Consider the following 23,863-nt stretch of genomic DNA (forward strand, 5'->3'; position numbering starts at 1 on the left):
GGCAACAGCGACACCGGAACCTTAGTCAAAAACCTGACATTACCCGGTGCCAGCGACGGCATTTGGAGTCAAGGAGATGGTAATTACTATGTGGGGATGGTTGTTGACCGCTACAACCAAGTTAGCGAAACCAACGAAACTAACAACAGTAGCAACCGCCATTTAGGTGATTACGATGCCGTGTACATGAGCGTTCCCAAGTCCACCATTAACATCAGTAATTACGATATCTATGCGATGGAAGGTGTCCACCAAGGTTCCATTCAAGTAACTCGCAGTGGTGGAAACAACAGCCAGAGTGAACGGGTGTACTACAGCATCAGCGGCAGTGCCAGCAATGGCAATGACTACACCTACCTCCCTGGTTACATCGATATCCCGGCTGGCTCAACGACAGCTTACATCACCGTCCGTCCGAATAATGACAGCGACTACGAAGGGACGGAAGACGTGCGCGTCAATCTGCAATCGAATTCCAACTACAATGCGGGAAGCAGTACCAGTGGGTCTGTGTACATCTACGACGACGATCCTCAACCCAAGTCCACCATCAATCTGTACAGCAACGACACCTACGGGTACGAACGCAACGCTGGTGAAACCCCCGACGATGCTAAGTTCTATGTCTATCGCACGGATGGGGACAACAGTAAAGCGGAAACGGTTTACTACTCAGTCAGTGGCAGTGCGACTAACGGCAGTGACTACAGCTATCTTTCCGGCTATGTGACGATTCCAGCCGGTTCGAGTTTCGCTTACATCCCTGTAGATATCACCAATGACAGCAGTTATGAGGGAACCGAGCAAGTTCAACTGACCTTAAACAGCAACAGCAACTATCTTGTTGGCAGCAACACCACTCGCACTGTCACCATATACGACAACGATACCGCACCATCTACCATCAATCTGTACAGCAACGACACCTCGGGTTGGGAACGCAACGCGGGTGAAACTCCCAACGATGCTCAGTTCTATGTCTATCGCACGGGTGGGGACAACAGCCAAGCGGAAACTGTGTACTACTCCGTCAGTGGCAGTGCGACTAACGGCAGTGACTACAGCTATCTTTCCGGCTATGTGACGATTCCAGCCGGTTGGAGTTATGCTTACATCCCTGTAGATATCACCAATGACAGCATCTATGAGGGAACCGAGCAAGTTCAACTGACCTTAAACAGCAACAGCAACTATCTTGTTGGCAGCAACACCACTCGTACTGTCACCATCTACGACAACGATGTTGCCAAATCCACCATCAGCATTAACAGTTACGACACCTATGCCAGTGAAGATGGTAACTCCGGTTACGTGCAAGTGAGCCGCAGTGGTGGAAACAACAGCCAGAGTGAACGGGTTTACTACAGCATCAGTGGCAGTGCGACTAAAGGCAGTGACTACAGCTACCTGAATAGCTACATCGACATTCCTGCTGGGTCAACCACGGCTTACATTCCCATTAATCCAATTAATGACAGTATCTACGAGGGAACCGAAACCGTTAGCATTAACCTGCAATCCAGTTCTGCCTACAATAGTGGCAGCAGTACCAGTGGCATGGTTTACATCTACGACAACGACCCAAACATTTCAAATATTTTAGTGTTTGACTCATCTATCGACAAACACCTTCAAACTGCTGTTAGTGGTTTGGGCAAGAGTTACCAATCATTCACTGATTCAAATACTTTTGACCAAGCAATTGCTAATGCCAATCCCAATACTACCCTCGTCCTGATATCTAGTCCGGGCTTGGCTTTATCAAACTGGAGTAACTTAACCAACTTTGTCAATGCGGGTGGCCGATCGCTATTGAGCTACTGGAATCTAGATGCCAACTCTTCTTTAGCAAGTACATTTGGAGCTTCTGTCACGTCAGATATGTTTTCTTCTCAGCCAATCTACCAGTGGGGTGGCTCGACAATATTTGACGGGTTGGGAAGTTCTGTGGGCTTTTCACAAGATGTTTGGGGCGATAACGGCGATCGCTTACAACCTTTAGCGGGTAGTGCAGCTCTGGCAGGTTTCCAAAGTTACTCTGGCTACGGTCAGGCAGCGAGCGTTCTCGGAAATTCAGGTCGCACTATTGTCAATGGTTTCCTGTTTGACGATGTAACGGTTGACTCTCAAGCAGTTCAACTGGCTAAAAATCAAATTCAGCTATTGATGAAGTAGTTCGGTTTATCGGTTGTTTAATTTAGGCAATCTAGGCGATTGCTCTTCTGAAATCTGACAGGCAATCGCCTTTTCTCAAACATAAGGAAGCATCAACATGGAACCGACAAAAGCACCCTTTCTCAAAGTTAACGAAGATTCTATTTCTCTTGGTGAGGCTATAGATTATCTCAAGGCAGCCGGTGGCTACCATCGGATGATGACAGATATCATGCGACAATACTTGCTGCAAAAAGAACTGGAACAGCGAACTGATATTAAGTTTAGTGATTTTCAAGTCGATCAAGCGGTGATGGATTTTCGAGTCGCCAATAATTTAGCCGATCCTAAACTGTTTCAAAATTGGATGCAAGTTAATGGAGTTAAGTACGATGAGTTTCGCAAAAATATTGCCTTTGGTTTCAAGGTAGAACAATTGAAAACTGAGGTAACAGAACCTAAGTTGGCAGAATATTTCCTAGAGCGGAAACCTCTGCTTGATCGCGTTATTCTGTCTCGCTTGATTGTCAAAGACCAAGAAATCGCCGAAAACCTGAAAGCAAAAATATTGGACGATCACGCTCAATTTGAATCATTAGTCCGCGCCTATTCTATCACGGACGATCGCGCAGCCAATGGCATGATGGGTGCAGTACCCAAAGGTACAATGCCGGATATTATGAAAACGGCGATCGATTTAGCGAATCCTGGAGAGGTAGTGGGACCGCTCAAAATTGATGATCGTTATTGTTTATTCCGAGTTGAACAATTTATTCCAGCTTCTTTAGAAGAACAACCTCTCAAACATGAACTTAAAAATCAACTTTTTGAGCGATGGGTACAAGAAAAACTCCAATCTTTCGAGATTCGTTTGGAAGTCTAGAATCTGATGGGTTGAGATGTCCACGCGCAATCCCACATAATCTATCGAAATTGGCCACCACTGTCTGTAAAGTTTTGCCCTAAAATTGTTCATAAGGCATAATTCACTGGGATTACTCCTAATAAAGAAATAGAACCGTAACCCACTGGATGAACCCCTAGACCCTCTCACCCCGGATGCGATCGCCATGAACCCTCAACCCCTCAATCCTCAAAACCACTATGATCCCTGGATTTGTCCGAATCTCGGCACTTACTGGCAATTGGCTAAGGTGCGAGGTTCGGATAGGGTGGTGCTAAAGTCGCGCCAAGGGGAGGGTCAATTTACGTTTTCCCCGATGGAAGGATTTGTTTTACAGCATTTCACGGGGAAGTTGGCGATCGCCCAAATCCAGCGGCGTTGTCAGCAGCAATTTGGCGAGTCAGTTTCTCCCTCTTTTGTTTGGGAAGTCCTGCAAAAATTGATTGAATTGGGTATTCTAGCGGCTGAGGATGAGACGGCTATGGATTGGATTTGTCCAGATTTAACTCCTTACTGGACTCTATCTCCTCTCCCTGATTCTGACCAAATTCTGCTCAAAGCTATTGAAGGCAATCTTCGCGTGATTTTTTCGGCGGTTGAAGGATATGCTTTAAACTATTTTACGGGAAAACATACCGTTTTTGAGATTCAAACTCGCTGTGAGCAGCAGTTTCCTGGGGAAATTTCTGCTGATTTTATCCCGGATTTGATACAAAAGTTGATTGATTTACAGATTTTAGCACGGGATGATTCAGAGCAAGAGGTTGAGCCGTCTGATGCTGAAAAAACTGTGGGCGATCGCCCTAAAAATTCTCCAGGTTTGAAAGCGTCTGTTCACTGGATTAATCATCCAGATGGATATTGGATTCTTCGCAATCCGGAGGATTTTACTTTTTTACAGTTGAGTGATTCAGATAAGGTGATTATCGACCAACTGGGACGGCGATCGCCTTCTTCAATTATTGAAGAATTCTGTATTACTCCCCAAGAGTTAAAAAATCTCCTGCGACTGTTGACGACATCCGCCATGTTGGAAGGAACGACGTTGCCAACTCCTCCTCGCGGCAAATTTAACCCGATGCAGTTGCTTTATTTTCGGATTCCTTTATTCAATCCCGACCCTTGGCTGACTCGACATATTGATGGAATTCGCTGGATTTGGACGAAGCCCTTTGCGGTGATTTTATTCCTGTGTTTATTTGCTTCTGCTGTCTTGGGAATTCGTCAGCGAGAAATCATTGTTTATACGGGACAGCAACTCATGGAAGCCAATGGACCCGCTTTAATTATTCCTTTTGCTCTGCTGTCAATGCTGGTGGTTGCTTTTCATGAATTGGGTCATGCGTTTACGTTAAAAAACTTTGGCGGGGTGGTTCCAAATATGGGATTGCTGCTGATGATGTTTATGCCTGCGGCTTATACGAATACGACGGATTCTTACTGTTTACCTCGATTTAAGCGGGTGTTAGTTGTGGGGGCGGGTTTGTTGGTCCAATTTGCAATTTGGGCCGGTGCTTTGTGGTTTTGGAATTGGACTCATGCCGGGAGTTGGCTACATACTGCGAGTTATTTATTGATGGTGGCGGCTTTAGTCACGGTGGCGATTAATTTCAATCCGATGGCTAAGTTTGATGGCTATTATCTGGCAGTGGCATTGACGGGAATTAACAATCTCAGAACGCGCTCTTTTGCTTTATATGGGAATTTTCTGCGCGGGAAACCGTTACGAGAAAAAGCATCGGATATTTTAATTTTAGCGATTTATGCCCCTTTGAGTTTGGCCTATATCTATTTTGTTTTTGGATTTTTATTTTTCAGGATTGCTGATTGGAGTTTAACTAAAATTCCGATGACGGCTCTTTTGATTTTAACACTTTGGTTGATTTATTTTTTCTTTCCTACCAAGAAAAGTTGAATTGTTAACTTTCTATTCAGGGCATTGACTGTTATGAGTTCTAATCCGAATCAACCCCAAAAGTCTCCGCTGAAAGTGGTACCACCGAAATCGTTGGTTCAACCCCCTATCCCACCGACGGTGCCAGCTTCGCCGACTCCTGAAGCGGTTCCTCCGGCAAAACCACCGGCTGCTTCTCCCTTTTATCGGAAGGGGTTAATGCTGCTGTTTTTATTGGTGGGTGGGGTGGCGATCGCCCAAATTCCCATCGCTAATCATGTTACAGGAGCCGGAACAATTACCTCTCGCAGTTATGAACGTCACCATGTTACGACTTCAGTAGCGGGTACGGTTAATCTGAAAGTTAAGAGTAATGGATTGGTTACCGAAGGGGATATTGTTGCGGAAGTTTATAGTGCAGAAATAGAACAGCAAATTGCTTCGGCAGAACAGAGTTTACAACAAGCAACTTCAGCCCTTGATGACGCCAAAAGTCGGGCGAAAATGGGGGAGATGCAATTATTGAAGGCGAAACAGGATGTGGCGATCGCCCGCAGTCGCGCCGAGAAAGAACAAGCGGAGTTTGAAGCAATTGTCTCGGGAAACAATTCACCGCAAATTCGGCAGCTAGAAGCAGAAATTAACAGTATTGAAAGTGAAATAGCTGGGGCGATAAATAATCAGCTAGGCATTGAAGAGCAGATTACGGGAATTCACCATGAAATTGCGGCATTAGAAGTAGATTCGACAAGTTATCAGGAAAATTTACAAATTCTCCAATCGGAGATCCAAAAATATCAAGAAATTCTTATGGAAGGGGCGTTAGCCCAGAATGAGTTTAATAAATCTCAGAAGGAAGAAAATATCCTGAAAGCTCAGATTAACCAACAAATCAGTCAAATAGAGGTGAAGCGCCAGCAAATCCGCCAATATGAAAGCGAAATCCGTCAAAGAGAAAATTTGATTGAGCAGAAACAGGGATTAATTGCAGCTAAATATGCACAGATTGAAGAACTTAAAAATCAAGTAGAAGAGTTGCGAGATGAGCGAGCCAATGAGTTGGAGCAGCAGTTAGTATTACAACGTTCTGTGGAAACAGAAGTGGAATCGGCAGTATTACAGATTAAGAATGAATCGGAAAGGGTAGCTCAGGCAGAAGCGGAACTCGCCCGATTGCGCGATCGCCAACAGGATTTGATTCTAAAATCTAAAATCACAGGAACCGTGGTGACGGCTGATTTAGACCTAGTGGATCAAGCTCCGGTACAAATGGGTCAAGAACTGATGGAAATTGTTAATTTATCCCAGCTTACTGCCACGGTAGAAGTTTCTCAAGAAGATGGGAATTTGGTCAAGCCGAATCAATTTGTAACTTTTAAAGTTCGCGACCCTTATAGTCCGAGTTACCGGGCAACAGTTCAAGATATTTTACCGAAAATCGTCTTGGATCAGTCCGGGAGTAATCCGATGTTGACTTTGACCATTTTAATTGATAATCACGACCAGAGTTTACGACCTGGAAGTGAAGGATTTGCTCATATTGAAACGGGACAGATGCGAATTTATCAAAAAGCTCAACATGAATTAAATAAGTTGTTTAATTTGGATAAATATTTTGTAGGATTTTCTAAATAATTAGGGGAAACAGGAGCAGGGATTATCCAGCTAGAGTCTGGGCAGGGCAGGGTCATGAGAAAGCCTGTTTTTAGAAACCCAAATGACAAGGAAATAGGGGTTTATAGAAGAGAGGGTAGAGGCAATGCGATCGCCTCGGGATGGCCCCTACCCGCTAAGGTTGACCTAAAATGCCGGGTTCTAATTACTGTGGATCGCGGATGGAGGTTTGCTCCTGCTCCCAATTGAGTAAAGGGGCCTGAGCCACTTCTGCGAGATTGACGGCTTCTAGGAGCGCATCCCATTTTTGCCGTAAAAACGGGTCGTTGGGGTTTTCCTGGAGGAGTTGCGCCAGGGTGCCGATCGCGTCAAACCACAACAGTTCCCGCTCGTAGACGGCAAGGCGATCGCGGGAGGTGAGTGGTTCGAGTTCCTGAGTCAACGTCGGTGAGGGTTCAATCCGTTCGATCCAACCCCCGAGGGATAAAACCGAGGGGTCTGTTGCTTTCGGATTACAAATCAGTGAGAAGTACCAACTATAAAATTGATTGACTTGCAAGGGAGGCAGATTCTCGTCATCGGGTAGGGTCAGGGCGACGGTTCCCCCGGCAGTGGGTACAGGAACTCTCTGCTGATAAATTTCTTGGACATTTTCTGGGTCCGATTCATCTACCAGGAGAAATTCCATCTCAATTTGCTCCGGACTGGTCCCATCAATTTTGGGGACGTAAAACAAGAAGGTAGGGGTATTCGAGAGGGTCAGTCCTAGGTTATTCTCGGGGACTAGGGCAATCATGCCCGATGCACTCTTCGGACAGGTCCCCCGAGTTCCGCCACCAATTCGTCGTCCCGGTGCACCTTCGGGGGTCTCAAATACGTTCCAATCCGTGGGTAACTCATTTTGGGCGATCGCCCGGGAGACAGAATCAGGGGTTGCAGGTTGGGTCAAACCGGCACTCCCACCGAATCCAACAGAGAATGCCATTGATAGAGAAATTAAGGCAAGAGAAGACTTTCTTAAAATCATAATAGAGGGGCCTTGTGGTGAATTTAGATCGTAAAAGTAGGCGGAATAACGAGATGGACCCGGCCTACCGAGAGGGAACCGCTCTCTCTGAACACATTGAATCCCACTAAAATTGCTAAATTAGCAACCGTGCACCCCAAACCGTAGCGATCGCGGGGTTCTTTACCCCCACTCCTGCGGTTTCCCAAGGATTTGCACCCTTCAAGAGACATCACCCTGCTCTTAATATGGGGTGGCGATTGCGGATTCACTCCGATCGCCGGTTTAAACCTTTCGATAAGTGTTTAAATCCATCATAACCGCTCTCAACCCCAGGGCACACTTTCAGTCTCTTGCGGGAGACAAGTTCACGCAGACTTGCGAAAGCGACTGCCATGACTCTACCGCCAGTTATCCGTTGATCTTTTATCCCTTTTAGCACCCTTAGATTAGTTTTCTATGAGCTTTGATTCACCTGTTCTCTCTCATCAAATCGACCCCTGGTTACGCACGATTAGACCTTATGGCGTCTATGAGCTGCACTCTATGGCCTTTGTTGGCGATGCCCTGATTGCCATTGATACCGCCCGGGGCTATCTCCTGGAAATTGACTGTACGAACGACAACACCAAAATTCTCAATCCCTATCAGGCTTCTGAATTTGTCGATACCACGGGCCTTTGCTTCTGGGAAGATACCCTCTGGCTAACCCGGGAAAACAGCGTTTATTTTTGTGAAAATGCCCGGTCCGGTTTGGGAACTCAAGAACTCAATCCCCAACATTTCGTGACCTTGCCCTATCCGGCAAATGGGGTCGCAGTTTGGGGTTCTACGGTTTATGTGAGTTCTCAAAAAACGGGCTACATTTTGATTTTTAACCGCAAAACTGGGGAGGAAATCACCCGGTTTTATGCCCCCGGAATCGGGGTGGAAAGTTTGACGGTCCAGGCGGAATACCTGTGGGTTTCTGATTCGGAGGAACAAACGGTTTACTGTCTCGATCGCGCTACAGGTACTCTAATTTTTAGTGTCCTGACTCCCTTTGAACATCCCTCGGGTTTGGCCTTTCATCGCCATCCCGAAACTGGGGAAGACATTCTCTATGTGGCCTATGCTTCGGAAGAAATTTATGTTCGGGATGACCCGAATTCCATCGATCCCCACCAATTAGCCTTTCGCGATCGCACGTTGATTCATCCGTTACATTTTCAATACCATGAAGATGAACATTATGCCCTATCCAACGGCTATCTCATGGAAATTTCCTACGTTGAGGAACTCTCTCCTCTGGATGAGTTGGACTTGACGGATTTGGAATGGCGGATCGCTTTTCCGGCAGAAACCCCTCGCCAAAAGTTGAAGAAAATTGAGGCGATCGGACTGCCGTTTCAGGAGGAAATTATGGATGGACAACGGATTGCTGTGTTTAAGTTCGACAGTCTCAAACCCCACGAGGCACGGGTTTTTGGTTGGAAAGCTCTTTTAGAGGTTCGCAGTATTAAATATCGTCTTTCCCCTCGGGATGTGGAAAATCTGCCCGAACCTCCCCCAGAGTTTGGCGATCGCTATTTAGTCGATAATGACAATCTGGCGATGGATACGGAGATTGTTCGCAAGGCAGCAATTGAGGCGATCGGGACCGAAACCAATCTCCTGCGAAAGGTCCTGAGTATTCGCGATTATGTCTATGAAAAACTCGACTACGGCATCAAACCCCATATTGATACCCCAGATATCGTCCTGGAACGCGGGATCGGTTCCTGTGGCGAATATGTGGGGTTAATGCTGGCCCTGTTGCGGTTAAATGGGATTGCCTGTCGGACTGTGGGACGTTACAAATGCCCCCCACACCCCGATCGCCAAGGAATGCCCATGCAACCGGACTACAATCATGTCTGGTTGGAGTTCTATATTCCTGGATTGGGTTGGATCCCAATGGAATCCAATCCCGATGATAATCAGGATAGCGGCCCTAACCCGATGCGGTTTTTTATGGGATTAGCTTGGTATCATGTGGAATTGGGCAAAGGGATCCGGTTTGAAAGTCTCAAACTCAAGGGAGTCCCGTTACATAAAAGCGAGATCCGTCTGGGGGATTTGGCAATCAATCATGTCCGATTCACGATTTTAGGTGAACTGCCACCACCTAACTAAAATAGCCCACCCTCAGCGGTCCTCTATTTAGGTGACTTCCCAGGAATAGATGACTGCCGCCCCTTAAACTCGGACTCTGTTAACACTGATTTTTGATTGGGGAGGACTTGTGGACACGACTATCTATACTGTTCTAGCAACGGGAACCCTAGGGTTGATGGTCCTGGTAACGGGAGGAATTATCTATCTCACCGCAGCGGAATGGCGCGATCGCCGCCGTCAGGAAAAGGAGAAACGCTCTCGTTAAGTTCTCAGGAACTAGGACAAGGTGTGTTTCTTGTAGGGGCGCTTCGAGAAGCGCCTGTCCAAGAAATAACGATTTTTCGTCATCAAATTTATCACCTTGATAGGGCTACTCAAGGGGACTATTACCGGGTTTTCGGCCCTGGGACCTCATCAGGTACTGATGCTCTGAGGATTCCTCCAGGAGTCACCCTCTGATTCCAGACTCTGGAAGGAAGCGGGGAATTAAACCCCCCGCCTCCAACTGGAAGTCTCGATGCGGTTGAATTTATACTACTTCATCCTTAAAAACTTGGCCGAAAAAATCGCTTTTTATTTAGATGATACCCAAACCCAAGCTGGAAAATGGATTAACCTCATTTTGACCAGTCTGGTTTTATTATCTTCGGCAATATTTGTTATTGAAACTTATCAAATTCCAATTCAGCTTACCCTGATTTTAAATAAGCTGAATACTTTTATTTTAATTATATTTTTCTTAGAATATCTTTTACGATTTTGGTCGGCAAACCATAAAATAACTTACTTTTTTAGCATCTATTCTTTGATAGATCTCATTGTAATTCTTCCCTTATTTATCGGTGATTTCGGGATTGGCTATTTGCGGCTCCTGCGATGGTTTAGGATTTTGCGGTTGCTGCGCTTTGTGGAAAGTCAAGTTTTTTTTGACAGTACCGAGGGGGAAGACCAATTAATTATTCGCCGGATTATCTTTACCCTGTTTACCATTGTTTTTGTTTACTCGGGGTTAATTTATCAAGTCGAACATCCCACGAATCCCCAGGCATTTCGCACGTTTATTGATGCGGTCTATTTTTGCGTTGTCACCATGACAACGGTGGGATTTGGGGATGTGACCCCGTTATCGCAAGGGGGGCGATTGCTGACAATTTTGATGATTATTTCAGGGATTGCTTTGATTCCGGGACAACTGGGGGCGTTAATTAAAGAATTAGTGAAAAATTCAAACCGGGTGGAAACGCCTTGTGGAGGATGTGGATTGTCTCGTCACGATCGCGATGCGCTGTTTTGTAAGGTTTGCGGCACTTCGTTAAAGTCGTCCCCCTTAAATCCCGCGCGATCGCCAGATGCCGAAAGTTAAGAGGATGGGTGAGTCGGTTGCCGACTTTTAGTGAGGAAATGGCTAAATTTTGAGCAACAGCAGGCAGGATTGAGTCAGGCAATTTGACCGGAAGCTGGGGACATCACCCCAGGGGCGATCGCAGATTAACTTGAGCGATTTTAATCCATTCCTGATGAGAACATAGTTTGTCGCAATTGTCAAATTTTTACAAAAGTTAAAATTTAGGTCAAACTATGCTACAAATTGTTAAGGATTTTGGCTAAAATGCCAAAAAAATCAGGTCGCCAGAAACTACCGCTGAACCAAAATAGACTAACAACTCATCAGGAAGGCTAACAGGGAGTCTCTCGATCTAGACATCCGAGGGCCATGCTTTCGACTTGCCTCACTAGACATCTAGAATCGGAATGTTGAATGGGTTCGGCGAATCGTCGGGGTTTGCATCACTCTTTCTAGGCGGCACTATCATTCGGATGCGTGGGATCTGAGTACCACAGTCTAACTCGGTGTTCCGGCGATCGCGGTGCGGAACTTTTGAACGGGGAAAAAGACCAGTCAAAAGCCAGAAATCGGCGATCGCATCCAGGAACTCCACTCCACAACTCCGGAAACCCTATCTGCATTCCATACCAGGAGGATTCCCCCCATGCAACAGATTTCAGTCCATCAATCCCTCAAGGTGCAACCCAACCCAACCCTCAATGGCAATCCCAAAACCAGCCGATCGCCATCCACGAAAATCCCCACTGCCGTCCAGCAAAGCGAAGGCATCTTATCCCAATTTGTGGAATATGTTCCGGCAGCGGTGGCAATGGTCGATCGCCAGATGCGATATTTGGCTTGGTCGCGACGTTGGTACAGTGAATATGGTTCCGGCGATCGCACCTGTGTCATTGGGCGATCGCATTATGAACGCTTTCCCCATCTGTGCGAATCCTGGCAACAGCGCTATCAACATTGTATAGAAACCGGAGAACCCTTATGCCATGAGGATTGTCTCATTAAACCCAATGGCCAACAAGAATGGATTAAATGGGAAATTCAACCCTGGATCGCCAGTGATGGCGAAATTGGCGGGTTGATGTTGTCTGCCGAACTCCTCACCGAGCGCAAACAACTCGCCGACGCCTTACAACTCACTCAATTTGCAATGGATAAAGCGGCAGATGCCGTCCTCTGGATGACCCCAGACGCCCAATTAAGCTATGTTAATGAAGCCGCCTGTCAGTTACTCGGCTATACCCAAGAAGCGTTACTCGCCCTGAGCGTTTCTCAAATTGACCCCGCCTTTTCTCCCCCGATTTGGGCCGAACATTGGCGAGCCATCAAACAGTTTAGAACCTTCACCTTTGAATCCAATTTTTTCACCCAACAAAATCACTCAATTCCGGTGGAAGTCCGGGTCAATTATTTAACCTTTAATGGTCAAGAATATCACTGTGCCTTCGTGCGCGATATTAGCGAACGCAAACAAGCCGAATCCGACTTGCAGAATGCCAACGAGCAACTCCAAGCGGTCCTCGATGCGGTTCCCGGTTTAGTCTCTTGGGTGAGTTCAGATTTACGCTATTTAGGGGTGAATCGCCATTTAGCCGCAGCCTTTCAAATGCCAGTCGATAGCTTTGCCGATCGCCCGGTGGGTTTTTTACAAACCAGTCCCAAATTCTCCGAAATGGTTCAGGACTTTTTTGCCCGTCCTGAACTCACCCAATCCACAGAAATCACCCTAGAATCCCAGGGAGAACCCCGCAGCTATTTAGTAGTTGCTCAGAAATATCAAAAAGGAACCAAAGCCGTTTTTATCGGCATTGATATTAGCGATCGCAAACAAATGGAGGTGGCATTACGCCGGAGTGAAACCCAGTATCGCACCCTGGCAAAAAACTTTCCCAATGGGACCGTTTGCCTCTTCGATAGGGAACTGCGTCACACCCTCGCCGAAGGAACCGAACTCCCCAAAGTGGGCTTATCTAAAGAATTAATCGAAGGCAAAACTCTCCCAGAAGCCTTCCCCTCAAACATTGCGAATCTCTACGAAACCCTCTATCGCGATGCACTCGCGGGCAAAGAAAGCGTGACTGAAGTTCCCTTTGGCAGTCGTCTTTATCTCGCTCATACCTTACCCCTGAAAAATGAACAGGGAGAAGCCATTGCCGGAATGATTATGACCCAAAATATTACCGAACGCAAACAAGCAGAAGATGCCTTGCGCCGTTCGGAAGAACGATTCCGCCAAAAAGCTGAAGAACTCAAACACACCTTACAGGAATTAAAACAAACTCAAACTCAACTGATTCAAACAGAAAAAATGTCCAGTCTCGGCCAACTGGTTGCCGGAGTTGCTCACGAAATTAACAATCCCGTGAGCTTTATTTATGGCAATATCGCTCATGCTCGCCAATATGTCCGGGACCTTTTAGCCCTGGTGGAACTGTATCGAAAAGAATATTTAGAACCCACTCCGACGATTCAACAGCATATTGAAGGAATTGGCCTCAATTTTTTAATGGAAGATTTTCCCAAGCTGATGTCTTCCATGCAGGTGGGAGCCGATCGCATTCGGGAAGTGGTGCTATCTTTGCGGAACTTTTCCCGTCTGGATCAAGCTCAGAAAAAGTCGGTGAATATTCATGAAGGGATTGATAGTACCTTACTGATTTTACAAAATCGTCTCAAAGCCAAAGCCGGAATGCCAAGTATTGAGGTGATTAAAGAGTATGGGGAACTTCCTGGGATTGAATGTTATGCCGGACAACTGAATCAGGTGTTTATGAATTTACTGGGGAATGCGATCGATGTTTTAGAGGAAGAGGGGCAAAACTATCTCAAAAGGCGAGCCAACGTTCCGAAAATGACCGGGGATTCTCCCGGAACTTTTACTCCCCGAATTTGCATTCGCACCGAACGGGTGGGGGACTGCGCGGTGATCCGGATTTCAGATAATGGTCGTGGGATGACAGATCAGACCCAACAACATATTTTTGAGCCGTTTTTTACGACCAAAGACCCGGGGAAAGGCACGGGACTGGGTTTGTCGATTAGCTATCAAATTGTGGTGGAAAAACATGGCGGCCAAATTGAGTGTCAGTCAGGGCCTGGATTAGGAACGGAATTTAAGATTACATTACCCATTCCCTAACCGCGATTGCGAGATTGGAGCCGGGTGCGAAGTTGAATCGCCAAGGGACACTGAGTTTCCGTGTCCCTACGGTTGACAAGGTGTTATGAGTTGAGTTAATCAAAAGGAAACAGTTGAAATAATGGGGTTCAGAGTGAACAAAATGACTCTCGTTTTTGCCTTTTAACTCGGGGTTTAAAAAATTTTTTTTAATTTTTATGAACAAAAAATCGAGTACCCTGTTATTCTGATATCTTTAGGAGTCACGCCATCGTAACCGGGAAGGGATGATTAAAGGAGTTACAAATATTCACAATAGTTCAAAACGACCTCGAACAGAAGTCAGACCCATTTTGGGGAACTTTTGTGTCGAAGCAAACAACGGTTAATCCGAAACAAGTCCTAAACTATAAACGTGATGGGCGGGGAATGGGCAGAACATGAAGACTCAGAAGGGAGAAAAAATGATAAGGGCAGGATTGGCCCTGGGATTAGTGGCGATCGTCGGGGGTATGTTTGTCCTGGACCAGCAGGGTGGTAGACTGGGTTGGGTAGGCCAACTTGCCCAGACCCGAGAACTGTTCCCTGAAGCGGCGATCGCAGTGACGCCTCCAGGCTTCTCCATAGTTTCCAGTCGTCCTGATTCTTTCCCCACTCGTGCCAGAGGGGTGACGGAACAACGCTTAGGAAAAGTCGGGGATATCACCGGAGGCGAGGGTCGTCCAAGGGAGCTAAAATTAATAAAAAATGGATTATCAATTGACGACCCATTTGCCAAGGTTCAGAAATTAATCCGAGTTTCAAATGACTCTTTTTTTACCCAAAATTTCTCAAGTTCAGGAAACTTAAAAGAGGGGACTGCTAGAGTTGACGACCCATCCAATCCTCAACCGTCTCAAGATGTTTCTGAATCATCCTTCCTGGTGGTAATCAACCCCGAGGGAACCCTCCAAAAGCCCTATCAAATTGCCCTGTTGCTCTTCCTAAGTACCACTGGAACAGTTCTGATGCTGCACTATATGAGTCTGAGAATGCAAACCCAGTTCAAAGCCCAGCTCACTGAGAAGGAAGCATTGCCAGTCGCCCCAGAGGGATGGTTGAGTCTCCTGGATACAAACCCCGCCTTTAACTGTGCTATCAAACCCAATGGCACAGTTTTCTTTATGAATCAAGCCATGTTAGAGCGCGTCGGTTATACTCGTGCAGAAGCCTTGGGGATGAATTATATGAAGACATTTATCCCCGAATCTGACCGGCCATTGGTCTCTCAGACCTGGGAGCAACTCACCCAGGAAACTCAACCCCAACGAATCCAAAACCGTATTCTCACAAAGCAGGGAGAAGAAATCTGGGTGGAGTGGTGTGTTCGGGCCGTGTTCAAGGGCGATCGCCAGATTTTAGACTATTGGATCGCGACTGGAATCGAGATTGAAGACCCGAGTCGAATTGAATCTCACACTCGGCTGTGGGAGAACATGACCCAGGCGGTGAGTGCAGCACCAGATTTTGAATCTGCCTTAAAAATCGCACTTTGTAGCTTCGGAGAAACCTTGGGATACTTTGCCGGGGAAGCTTGGGTTGCCAACCCCGAGGGAACCGCTTTAGACTGTTCTGGATTGTATTACGCTGCACCGGGAACCGTTTACCCCAGGTGTAGTGGGTTGCGCTTAGAACTGAATCAGGGATTACCCGGACGAGTCATGGCATCGGGAGAACCGGAATGGATTACGAATCTTGCCGCAGAAGCAGAGAAAGGGTTTTCCGGGGAACACAGGGCGATCGCCTGTGGACTCAGCAGTGCCTTGGGTATTCCAATTCTGGCCGATCGCCGGGTCCTGGCGGTGTTGGTCTTTTTTCAGTCAACTCCTGGGGACTTAGATCCGCGAATGCTGCCGCGCATCTCCTCAATGGCCCTCCAAGTGGGGTCAGTCTTACATCGGTTACAGACGTTAAAGGCACTTCAGCAAGCCGAAGCCAACTATCGCAGTATTGTAGAGAATGCAGTAGAAGGAATTTTTCAGACGACCCCCGATGGACGGTATATGAATGCGAATCCAGCTTTGGCGGCGATCTATGGGTATGCTTCCCTCCCGGACTTGATGGCGGCTCTGTGCGATCGCTCCCATCAAATCTACGTTGATCCCCGATGTCCAGAGGAGTTTATTCGCCTGTTACAGGAACAAGATGTGGTTACAGGTTTTGAGGCCCAGGTTTATCGGGCTGATGGTACTATGATTTGGATTGCTCAAAATGCTCGCGCAGTGCGCGATGTTCATGATCAATTGATGTATTATGAAGGCTCCGTGGTGAATATTACCGATCGAAAATGGACGGAGGCCCAACTACGATACAATGCCTCTCACGATGCACTCACCGGGTTGTGGAACCGAGGCTTTTTTATGGATCGGTTAGTCAAAGCCGTCTCCCGCGCTCAGAGTGAAGCGGATTATGAATTTGCGGTCCTGTTCATGGATTTGGATGATTTCAAGTTGGTGAATGATAGTTTAGGTCATTCCGTCGGCGATCGCTTGTTGATGGCGATCGCCGGACGACTGGAAGAATGTTTAGGTCCTAAGGATACCCTAGCGCGGTTTGGCGGGGATGAATTTACCTTGTTGTTGGAAGATATTCCCCGGGTTGAAGATGCGATCGCCGTGGCGCACCAAGTCCACGAAACCTTGCGTCAGCCTTTTAATGTGGGAAGTTACGAGGTATTTGCCTCGATCAGTATTGGCATTGTTCATAGTACCGCAGGCGATCGGCGTCAGCCCGATTTTCTGCGGGATGCGGATATCGCCATGTATCGCGCCAAAGCCCGGGAAAAAGGCGGATATGTGGTATTTGATAGCACCATGCGTGAGGAAGCCATCCTGCGCTTGGAGTTGGAGACGGATCTGCGCTGGGCGATCGAACGGAACGAGTTTCAGATGTTTTATCAGCCCATTGTGAGATTGTCCACCGGAGAAATTAGTGGATTTGAAGCCCTGATTCGATGGCATCATCCCCGCAAAGGGTGGATTTCTCCCAATGTATTTATCCCCGTGGCTGAGGAAACCGGCGCGATCGAACGCATCGGCGAATGGGCGCTGATTCAAGCCTGTAGCCAGTTAAGAAGCTGGAAAAAGCAATTTCCCACCTATCCTTCCCTGAAAATGAGTGTGAATCTTTCCGGGAAGCAACTGACTCAGAATTTGAGCGATCGCGTTGAGGAAATTCTCCAGGAAACCGGGGTCGATGGCTGGGATTTGAAATTAGAAATTACCGAAACGGCCCTAGTGGAAGACCCCGAAGGGGCGATCGGCATCTTGGAACGCCTCAAAGCCCTGGATATTCAGTTATGCATTGATGATTTTGGCACAGGTTACTCGTCTTTGAGTTATCTCCATCGCTTCCCCGTGGATGTTTTAAAAATTGACCGTTCTTTTATTACTAAAATGTCCCCGCTCAATGACGATTCGGAAATTGTCAGAACCATTGTTACCCTGGCCCATACCCTAGGACTGGATGTGATTGCCGAAGGCATTGAAACCCTCGATTCTATGCATGAACTCGAACTCCTGCGCTGTAAATACGGTCAGGGTTACTTTTTTTCCGAACCCGTTAACGGTGAGGCGGCTGCACTCTTATTAAGCCAGGGTCAATTGAGTGACCTAGAGGTGAGTTAACCCCCAAGGGGGGATTCGTACCCTCGCCGGGTCGGGTCACCCGTGCTTTCCCGGCAGCTTGAACCCGATACCCCGATGTCCTTCAACATTCAACTCCCTACTCTTTAACTTTTCAGACTTCGGACAAGTCCGAAGTTTTTTCGTTACAATAAATGCGAGCCTTTAGGGGAAATCTACGCAAGCGCGATCGCGCTTTTACTGGGTGACATTCCATTGGATCACCTTCTCAAAAAAAAGCGAATTTAGCGAATAGTAACTTTTGCATGAAACCAACATTTTTCAAGTCAAACTCACAATTCAATTCGTTCATTTCCAGGAAACATTTCTGGTATATTGTTCCTTTTTTATGTTCTTTGGGACTCGCCTTATTTCCCTCGGTGACTGTCGCGAGTGATGCTCACGGGCGTGCCGTTTTACCCGGGATATCCCGTTTTGATCAGCTCACTCAATCTCAGGACCGGAAACCTCAAATCAGCCAAGGAAGTTCACCACGCGATTTTGCAGAGGCTGTCACGGTAATTGAGCAACAATGGGAACCTGTATTTGAAGATTATTTTGGCAGAAATTTATCGGAGGTTACCCTGAGTGGGGCAGAAATTAGCGAAGCGTTGGCGGTGGTTGAACAAAAAACGGGTCAAAAGTCTGCGGTAATTTACATGATTCCCGGTGAGGATCAACTTGAATTGTTGTTAGTCACTGCTGATGGAGGCGTGACGGGTCGGACGATCGCCGAAACCAATCAGGAGATGCTGATCGAAACGGCACAACAATTACGGCAGCGCATGACTAGCCCTAGCCGAAGAAGTACCCGCTCCTATTTGCCTCAAGCCCAAAATCTTTATACTTGGACGATCGCCCCTTTGCGTGAGGAATTGCAATCCCTAGGAATCGAAAACCTGTTGTTATGTGTCGGTCCGGGCTTGCGATCGGTCCCCTTTGCGGCTTTACATGATGGGGAAGAATTTCTGGTGGAACAATACAGTCTCGCCTTGATTCCCGCCTTTAACATGATTGACTTGAATCCCAGTACCCTGGCAAATACAGAAGTATTGGCAATGGGGGCTTCCATTTTTGAAAACCTCTCTCCCCTGCCTGCGGTCCCCGTGGAACTCTCTCAAATTGCCAGTTATCTGTGGCGCGGAGAGATATTTCTCAATCAAGAGTTTACTCAGGAAAACTTGCAGTCACAATTGCAAGAATCCCGCTATGGAATCGTTCACCTCGCTACTCACGCGGATTTTCAGGAGGGAGAACCGACTCAATCTTATATCCAATTGTGGGATAGTAAACTCACCTTGGATGATATGCAACGCTTAGAACTTGATGAATCTGCGATCGGATTGTTGGTGTTGAGTGCTTGTAAGACAGCCGTTGGCAGCCAAGATGCCGAAAAGGGATTTGCCGGATTAGCGATTCAAAGCGGCGTTCCCTCTGCCTTAGCAAGTTTATGGTATGTGAGCGACCTCGGGACTCTGGCCCTGATGTCCGAGTTTTACAATACGTTCAAAACCGACGACGAAAACGCGCGATCGATACTCAAGGCAGACGCCCTACGGCAGGCACAACTTGCCATGCTTCGAGGAGAAGTGCGCTTAGAAGACGGCAAGTTAGTCAGCGATCGCGGGGAACTAGCCCTCCCTGAAAACTTAGCGGAATTGACCGGGGAAAATTTAGCTCACCCTTACTTTTGGGCCGGGTTTACCTTAATTGGCAGTCCCTGGTAAGAGGCGGTTGCAGCGATCGCCTTTGTGGGAAACTGGAGCAGTAGGTGGGCGATCGCTGCTTAAGCTCCTCTCATATCTGGGTTGAACTGTTCCAAAATCGGCTCAATTCATTCAAAATTTCTGATAGAACCTACCCGGTTTAATCGCATTTTTTCAGCGGTGTTATTGGAGCAAACACACTCACCCTAAATACCGAGCAACCGTTGCAGCGATCGCCTGCTATTTTTTTAGACTGACGACTTGAATGACTGAACCTAACCGCTGTAAAGTGGCGATCGTATATTGGCCATCCTCACCGGGATTCTATTCTCTTTCAATCATGCAATCCCAGCGTTAATGGTAGGATTAGACTGACCCATTGAAAATCATTCCCATGACCTAACTTAAGTCCGGTTCATTCAATCAAAAGTCATCAATTTGCCAACCCCCATCCAAACATCCTACAATTATCCCATTGTCAGTGATTTTTATAACTCGGGTTTTGCACCCCATTCAAAAAATCGATGAAAATGTTTGTTCCAGGTCGTCTTTGTTTATTTGGCGAACACAGTGATTGGGCCGGAGGATACCGAACTATCAATCCGGCTCTCCACAAAGGATACACCCTCAGTGTCGGCACCAATCAAGGTATTTATGCCCAAGTCAAACCCCATCCGACCCACCTCATTCTTCACTCCTGTCTCACCGATGGCACTCGTAAAGAATTGTTACAAATTCCTATGGAACGAGAACAATTGTTGGCCGAAGCCAAAAAGGGTGGTTTCTTTAGTTACGCCGCCGGAGTTGCCTATCAAGCCTTGACTCTTTATCACGTCCAAGGGGTAGAAATTGATAACTATAAAACCGATTTACCCATTCAAAAAGGATTAGCCTCAAGTGCAGCTATCTCCGTTCTCGTCGCCCGTTCCTTCAATCAGTTGTACCAATTAAAATTAACCCTTCGCGGTGAAATGGAGTTAGCCTATCACGGTGAAATTACCACCCCATCTCGCTGTGGTCGCCTCGACCAAAGCTGTGCCTACGGTAACCGACCCGTGATGATGATGTTTGATGGACAACATATTAATATTATAGAACTCAAAACTCCCAGCAATTTATTTTTTGTAATCGTCGATTTAGCCGCTTCTAAAAACACCCATGAAATCTTGAGCATTCTCAATCAATGCTATCCCTTTGCCACCAATGAAATTAAACAAAGCGTTCATAAATATTTAGGAGAAATTAGCGCCAGAATTACCCAGGAAGCCGCCACTGCCTTAGAACAGGGCGATGCCGAATCTCTCGGGGCCTTAATGAAGCAAGCCCAAAGCGAATTTGACCGCCATTTAATTCGGGCCTGTCCCTCCCAATTAACCGCCCCCGTCCTGCACTCGCTGCTCAAACATCCGCCGCTGCAAAGCTTAATTTTGGGCGGAAAAGGCGTCGGGTCTCAAGGAGATGGGACGGCACAATTTATTGTAAAAAATCAAGAGAATCAACAGCGCGTGATTGAACTGATTAAACGAGATTTCCCCCAAATGCAATGTCTGAAACTGGTGATTTCCTCCTCTTCCGCTGAAGTTATAGAATAAAATAACAGAAGATTTCCGCAACCTGTCTAGTTCAGTCTTACCCGGGAGACTTGATAGCCTGTTCTGAACCCTTTTAATATATATGAAAAACTCAAATCATCCGATTCGCAAAGCAATTATTCCCGCCGCCGGATTTGGCACACGCTTGTTTCCAGCCACGAAAGCTGTAAAAAAAGAATTGTTGCCGATTATCGACAGCAAAGGTCGCGTTAAACCCTCGATTTTAGCCATTGTGGAAGAAGCCATCAGTGCCGGAATCGAAGAAGTGGCGATTATCGTCCAACCCGGGGACGCTCCAATTTTTGAGAGTTTCTTCAAAACTCCTTTAAACTCTAATCATTATCACAAACTTTCCCCAGAAAATCAAATTTATAGCCAGTATTTACAAGAATTAGGCGAAAAAATTACTCTGGTAATTCAGGAGGTCCAGGAGGGGTATGGTCATGCGGTATTTTGCGCCAAAGACTGGGTAAATCAGGAACCGTTCCTGCTGTTTTTAGGAGATCATGTTTATTTATCGGATACCGATGTTTCTTGTGCCAGCCAACTGGTGGAGGTTTATAACCGGGTGGGAAAAAGTACAATCGCCCTGACGGTAACCCCTGGGGAAGAAATTTATCACTGTGGTTGCGTCACGGGGAATTGGCAAGATAACGATGAAATTTTGTCCCTCACCGAAGTCTGTGAAAAGCCGGATTTAGACTATGCTAGGAAAAATTTAACGGTAGAAGGATTAACAGGCGATCGCTTCTTAACCGTCTTCGGAATTTACGCCCTGACGCCCACAATCTTTGACTTTCTCGAAGCCAATATCCGCAATAATTTCCGAGAAAAAGGAGAATTTCAGCTCACCACCTGCCTAGAACAAGTGCGCCAAGCCGAAGGAATGTATGGCTATCAAATCAAAGGACGGTGTTTCGATACCGGAATGCCCGATGCCTATTATCAAACATTCATCGATTTTCGCAACGGCTAAAAATTGTGCTAAATCCAACTCAGCCTGATTGACATTTGATACCATAGAGGGGAACCCTAGCAGAATTGACAAACCTCCCATGAGAAAACTCGGCTTTGGATTAATATGGCTTGGATTAATCATTTATGCCTTTGGATTTGCACCCCCGGATAACCCCACCGCCACCTTTAACTTAATTAAAAACCTAGTAACCGGCGAATGGGAGGGAATCAACCCCCTAATTATTGCCCTGTTTAATATCATGGGAGTATGGCCATTTATCTATAGCGCCGTGCTATTTTTAGATGGAAAAGGACAGAAAATTCCCGCATGGCCATTTGTCACCCTGTCCTTTGGGGTCGGTGCATTTGCCTTGTTACCCTATCTCGCCTTGCGCCAGCCTAACCCCAGCTTTTCCGGGGAGAAAAATTGGTTTTTAAAAGCAATAGACTCGCGAATTTTCGGGGCGATCGCCGCCTTATCCGCCCTCATCTTACTCGGCTATGGCATCACCCAAGGAAATTGGACCGATTACCTCTACCAATGGCAAACCAGCCGATTTATTCATGTCATGACCTTAGACTTTTGCCTGCTGTGCCTCCTCTTTCCCACCATCCTCGGAGATGACATGGCGCGACGGGGTTTAAACAGTCCCGTGATATTTTGGATAGTCGCCTTAATTCCCCTATTAGGACCGGCATTTTATCTAGTCTTACGTCCCCCCATCCAAGTCAGCGAGGAAGGGGTCCCGATGAATACTCCGGTTACTCAGGAATAGTACAGTAGCGGCAGAATTGATTCTGCCGTGAGTCTAGGCGATCGCCCGCTAAAAAACACAAAAGGCGCGATCGCCGCGCCTCCTGTTACTTATCCCAATTACGATTCCCAGTCGGGACAGTCGCCATCGGTTTCCCAGCCATAGGGATGCATTCCACAAACCAGTAAATTGCCCCCGTAAACCTGACCGTGATAGTTTTTACAGCCGATACAGGCTGCATATTTTTCCGCTGTGGGTTCCACCGATGACACAAAGCCATCCATGTCCGTTGGAAATTCATCTAGTCCTAAATACAGGTCAAAAAATGGATCAACTAACTCTTCAAAATATTGGTCGATTTCGATGAAAATCGTCGTTTGTAATTCTTCCGTGAATTCTTCAGAAAGTTCAATAATATCTGAAGAAAACCTTCCCAAAACCTCAACGAATTCCTCGACCTCTTCCGTCACTTCTTGAACAAAGCGATCCACTTCTTGTCCCGCTGTCTCTAACATTTTGAAAAATTCTTTCGGCCAATCTTCCATAACCCTTTGCCTAATGACTTCCGGAAGCAATCTCTATTCGTTCTGGAGTCGCCGTAGTTCATCCTGTAACGATTGTACCTGATCGCGCAGGTTATTCACCTCTGGAGGTTTCTCCGGGGTGGGTTCTTCATCGTCTTCTAGGATTTCAATGCGACGGGGTTCTTTTGGCGTTGTGGGTTCCGATGGGGGCTGCTTGATTTGCTGCTGGCCCTGTTTCATCATGTCTTCGACGAAGCGACGCGCTTCTTCGGTGCTCATTTCACCCCGCGCGACCATTTCATCGGCCAGTTTTTGGGCTTTTTCGCGCACTTCGGCTAGTCTTCCGGTGGCTTGTTCGCCTGCATAAGATGCGATTCCCACTCCCAGATAAAATGCCCTTTGTACTATATCACCGAAACCAGGCATAGGCAGTATTGCTCCTTCGTCGCTGAGGTTACTGCTTCTAGGATAAGGCTAATAGAGGCCGAGTGACCAC

Annotated in this window: 17 protein-coding genes; 13 read left to right on the plus strand and 4 right to left on the minus strand. The window is 46.8% G+C overall.

Annotated elements, in window-relative coordinates:
• From NG833_RS10270 to NG833_RS10285, 4 genes are all read left to right on the plus strand, one after another.
• Positions 1-2,175, plus strand: a 2,175-nt coding sequence (locus NG833_RS10270; RefSeq protein WP_305884987.1) for a Calx-beta domain-containing protein, incomplete at its 5' end; no start/stop codon positions are given.
• Between the two features lie 97 nt (positions 2,176-2,272).
• The gene (locus NG833_RS10275) at positions 2,273-3,037 is read left to right on the plus strand and encodes a peptidylprolyl isomerase (RefSeq protein ID WP_254565200.1); all 765 of its coding nucleotides are present in this window, start codon (positions 2,273-2,275) and stop codon (positions 3,035-3,037) included.
• Positions 3,038-3,224: 187 nt separating this feature from the next.
• The gene (locus NG833_RS10280; protein WP_254565201.1) at positions 3,225-4,973 is read left to right on the plus strand and encodes a hypothetical protein; all 1,749 of its coding nucleotides are present in this window, start codon (positions 3,225-3,227) and stop codon (positions 4,971-4,973) included.
• Positions 4,974-5,066: 93 nt separating this feature from the next.
• Positions 5,067-6,587 carry an HlyD family efflux transporter periplasmic adaptor subunit gene (locus NG833_RS10285; RefSeq protein WP_254565202.1) on the plus strand — a complete coding sequence of 507 codons (1,521 nt, stop codon included), beginning with the start codon at positions 5,067-5,069 and terminating at the stop codon, positions 6,585-6,587.
• Positions 6,588-6,771: 184 nt separating this feature from the next.
• On the opposite strand, the gene NG833_RS10290 is transcribed toward NG833_RS10285, so the two are convergent.
• The gene (locus tag NG833_RS10290) at positions 6,772-7,551 is read right to left on the minus strand and encodes a DUF928 domain-containing protein (RefSeq protein ID WP_254565203.1); all 780 of its coding nucleotides are present in this window, start codon (positions 7,549-7,551) and stop codon (positions 6,772-6,774) included.
• 480 nt (positions 7,552-8,031) lie between these two features.
• Here NG833_RS10290 and NG833_RS10295 point away from each other — a divergent pair, with 480 nt between their 5' ends.
• From NG833_RS10295 to NG833_RS10305, 3 genes are all read left to right on the plus strand, one after another.
• A complete protein-coding gene (locus NG833_RS10295) occupies positions 8,032-9,726 on the plus strand; it encodes a transglutaminase domain-containing protein (RefSeq protein ID WP_254565204.1) in 1,695 nt (564 codons plus the stop codon).
• A 109-nt stretch (positions 9,727-9,835) separates the two neighbouring features.
• The gene (locus NG833_RS10300) at positions 9,836-9,973 is read left to right on the plus strand and encodes a hypothetical protein (protein ID WP_015148176.1); all 138 of its coding nucleotides are present in this window, start codon (positions 9,836-9,838) and stop codon (positions 9,971-9,973) included.
• A gap of 288 nt (positions 9,974-10,261) precedes the next feature.
• Positions 10,262-11,071: an ion transporter gene (locus NG833_RS10305; protein ID WP_375293898.1), complete on the plus strand. Its 810-nt coding sequence runs from the start codon at positions 10,262-10,264 to the stop codon at positions 11,069-11,071.
• Positions 11,072-11,505: 434 nt separating this feature from the next.
• On the opposite strand, the gene NG833_RS10310 is transcribed toward NG833_RS10305, so the two are convergent.
• On the minus strand, positions 11,506-11,676 hold the full coding sequence (locus tag NG833_RS10310; RefSeq protein ID WP_254565206.1) for a hypothetical protein: 171 nt from the start codon (positions 11,674-11,676) through the stop codon (positions 11,506-11,508).
• A 23-nt stretch (positions 11,677-11,699) separates the two neighbouring features.
• On the opposite strand from NG833_RS10310, the gene NG833_RS10315 reads away from it, so the two are divergent.
• The 6 genes from NG833_RS10315 (at position 11,700) to NG833_RS10340 (ending at position 22,864) form a co-directional block, all read left to right on the plus strand.
• Entirely contained in the window at positions 11,700-14,192 is a 2,493-nt protein-coding gene (locus NG833_RS10315) for a PAS domain-containing protein (protein WP_256555903.1), read from the plus strand.
• 443 nt (positions 14,193-14,635) lie between these two features.
• Positions 14,636-17,836, plus strand: a complete 3,201-nt coding sequence (locus tag NG833_RS10320) for an EAL domain-containing protein (protein WP_254565207.1) — start codon at positions 14,636-14,638, stop codon at positions 17,834-17,836.
• A 353-nt stretch (positions 17,837-18,189) separates the two neighbouring features.
• Positions 18,190-19,560: a CHAT domain-containing protein gene (locus NG833_RS10325; protein WP_254565208.1), complete on the plus strand. Its 1,371-nt coding sequence runs from the start codon at positions 18,190-18,192 to the stop codon at positions 19,558-19,560.
• A 503-nt stretch (positions 19,561-20,063) separates the two neighbouring features.
• A complete protein-coding gene (locus NG833_RS10330; protein ID WP_254565209.1) occupies positions 20,064-21,131 on the plus strand; it encodes a mevalonate kinase in 1,068 nt (355 codons plus the stop codon).
• 82 nt (positions 21,132-21,213) lie between these two features.
• Entirely contained in the window at positions 21,214-22,107 is an 894-nt protein-coding gene (locus tag NG833_RS10335; RefSeq protein WP_254565210.1) for a sugar phosphate nucleotidyltransferase, read from the plus strand.
• Positions 22,108-22,186: 79 nt separating this feature from the next.
• Positions 22,187-22,864, plus strand: a complete 678-nt coding sequence (locus NG833_RS10340; RefSeq protein WP_254565211.1) for a DUF2834 domain-containing protein — start codon at positions 22,187-22,189, stop codon at positions 22,862-22,864.
• 98 nt (positions 22,865-22,962) lie between these two features.
• On the opposite strand, the gene NG833_RS10345 is transcribed toward NG833_RS10340, so the two are convergent.
• Together NG833_RS10345 and NG833_RS10350 are read right to left on the minus strand one after the other, a co-directional pair.
• On the minus strand, positions 22,963-23,388 hold the full coding sequence (locus tag NG833_RS10345) for a hypothetical protein (RefSeq protein WP_254565212.1): 426 nt from the start codon (positions 23,386-23,388) through the stop codon (positions 22,963-22,965).
• A gap of 33 nt (positions 23,389-23,421) precedes the next feature.
• On the minus strand, positions 23,422-23,793 hold the full coding sequence (locus NG833_RS10350; protein ID WP_254565213.1) for a phasin family protein: 372 nt from the start codon (positions 23,791-23,793) through the stop codon (positions 23,422-23,424).
• Positions 23,794-23,863: the final 70 nt, after the last annotated feature.

The sequence above is a fragment of the Oscillatoria sp. HE19RPO genome (assembly GCF_024220515.1).
In the GTDB taxonomy this organism is placed as follows: Bacteria; Cyanobacteriota; Cyanobacteriia; order Cyanobacteriales; family Laspinemataceae; genus Laspinema.

Bases quoted from the DNA above. Each gene is read 5' to 3' on its own strand.
- NG833_RS10275 (WP_254565200.1), top strand. From the start codon at position 2,273: ATGGAACCGACAAAAGCACCCTTTCTCAAAGTTAACGAAGATTCTATT.
- NG833_RS10280 (WP_254565201.1), top strand. From the start codon at position 3,225: ATGAACCCTCAACCCCTCAATCCTCAAAACCACTATGATCCCTGGATT.
- NG833_RS10290 (WP_254565203.1), bottom strand. From the start codon at position 7,551: ATGGCATTCTCTGTTGGATTCGGTGGGAGTGCCGGTTTGACCCAACCT.
- NG833_RS10295 (WP_254565204.1), top strand. From the start codon at position 8,032: ATGAGCTTTGATTCACCTGTTCTCTCTCATCAAATCGACCCCTGGTTA.
- NG833_RS10310 (WP_254565206.1), bottom strand. From the start codon at position 11,676: ATGCAGATAGGGTTTCCGGAGTTGTGGAGTGGAGTTCCTGGATGCGAT.
- NG833_RS10315 (WP_256555903.1), top strand. From the start codon at position 11,700: ATGCAACAGATTTCAGTCCATCAATCCCTCAAGGTGCAACCCAACCCA.
- NG833_RS10320 (WP_254565207.1), top strand. From the start codon at position 14,636: ATGATAAGGGCAGGATTGGCCCTGGGATTAGTGGCGATCGTCGGGGGT.
- NG833_RS10330 (WP_254565209.1), top strand. From the start codon at position 20,064: ATGAAAATGTTTGTTCCAGGTCGTCTTTGTTTATTTGGCGAACACAGT.
- NG833_RS10335 (WP_254565210.1), top strand. From the start codon at position 21,214: ATGAAAAACTCAAATCATCCGATTCGCAAAGCAATTATTCCCGCCGCC.
- NG833_RS10340 (WP_254565211.1), top strand. From the start codon at position 22,187: ATGAGAAAACTCGGCTTTGGATTAATATGGCTTGGATTAATCATTTAT.
- NG833_RS10345 (WP_254565212.1), bottom strand. From the start codon at position 23,388: ATGGAAGATTGGCCGAAAGAATTTTTCAAAATGTTAGAGACAGCGGGA.
- NG833_RS10350 (WP_254565213.1), bottom strand. From the start codon at position 23,793: ATGCCTGGTTTCGGTGATATAGTACAAAGGGCATTTTATCTGGGAGTG.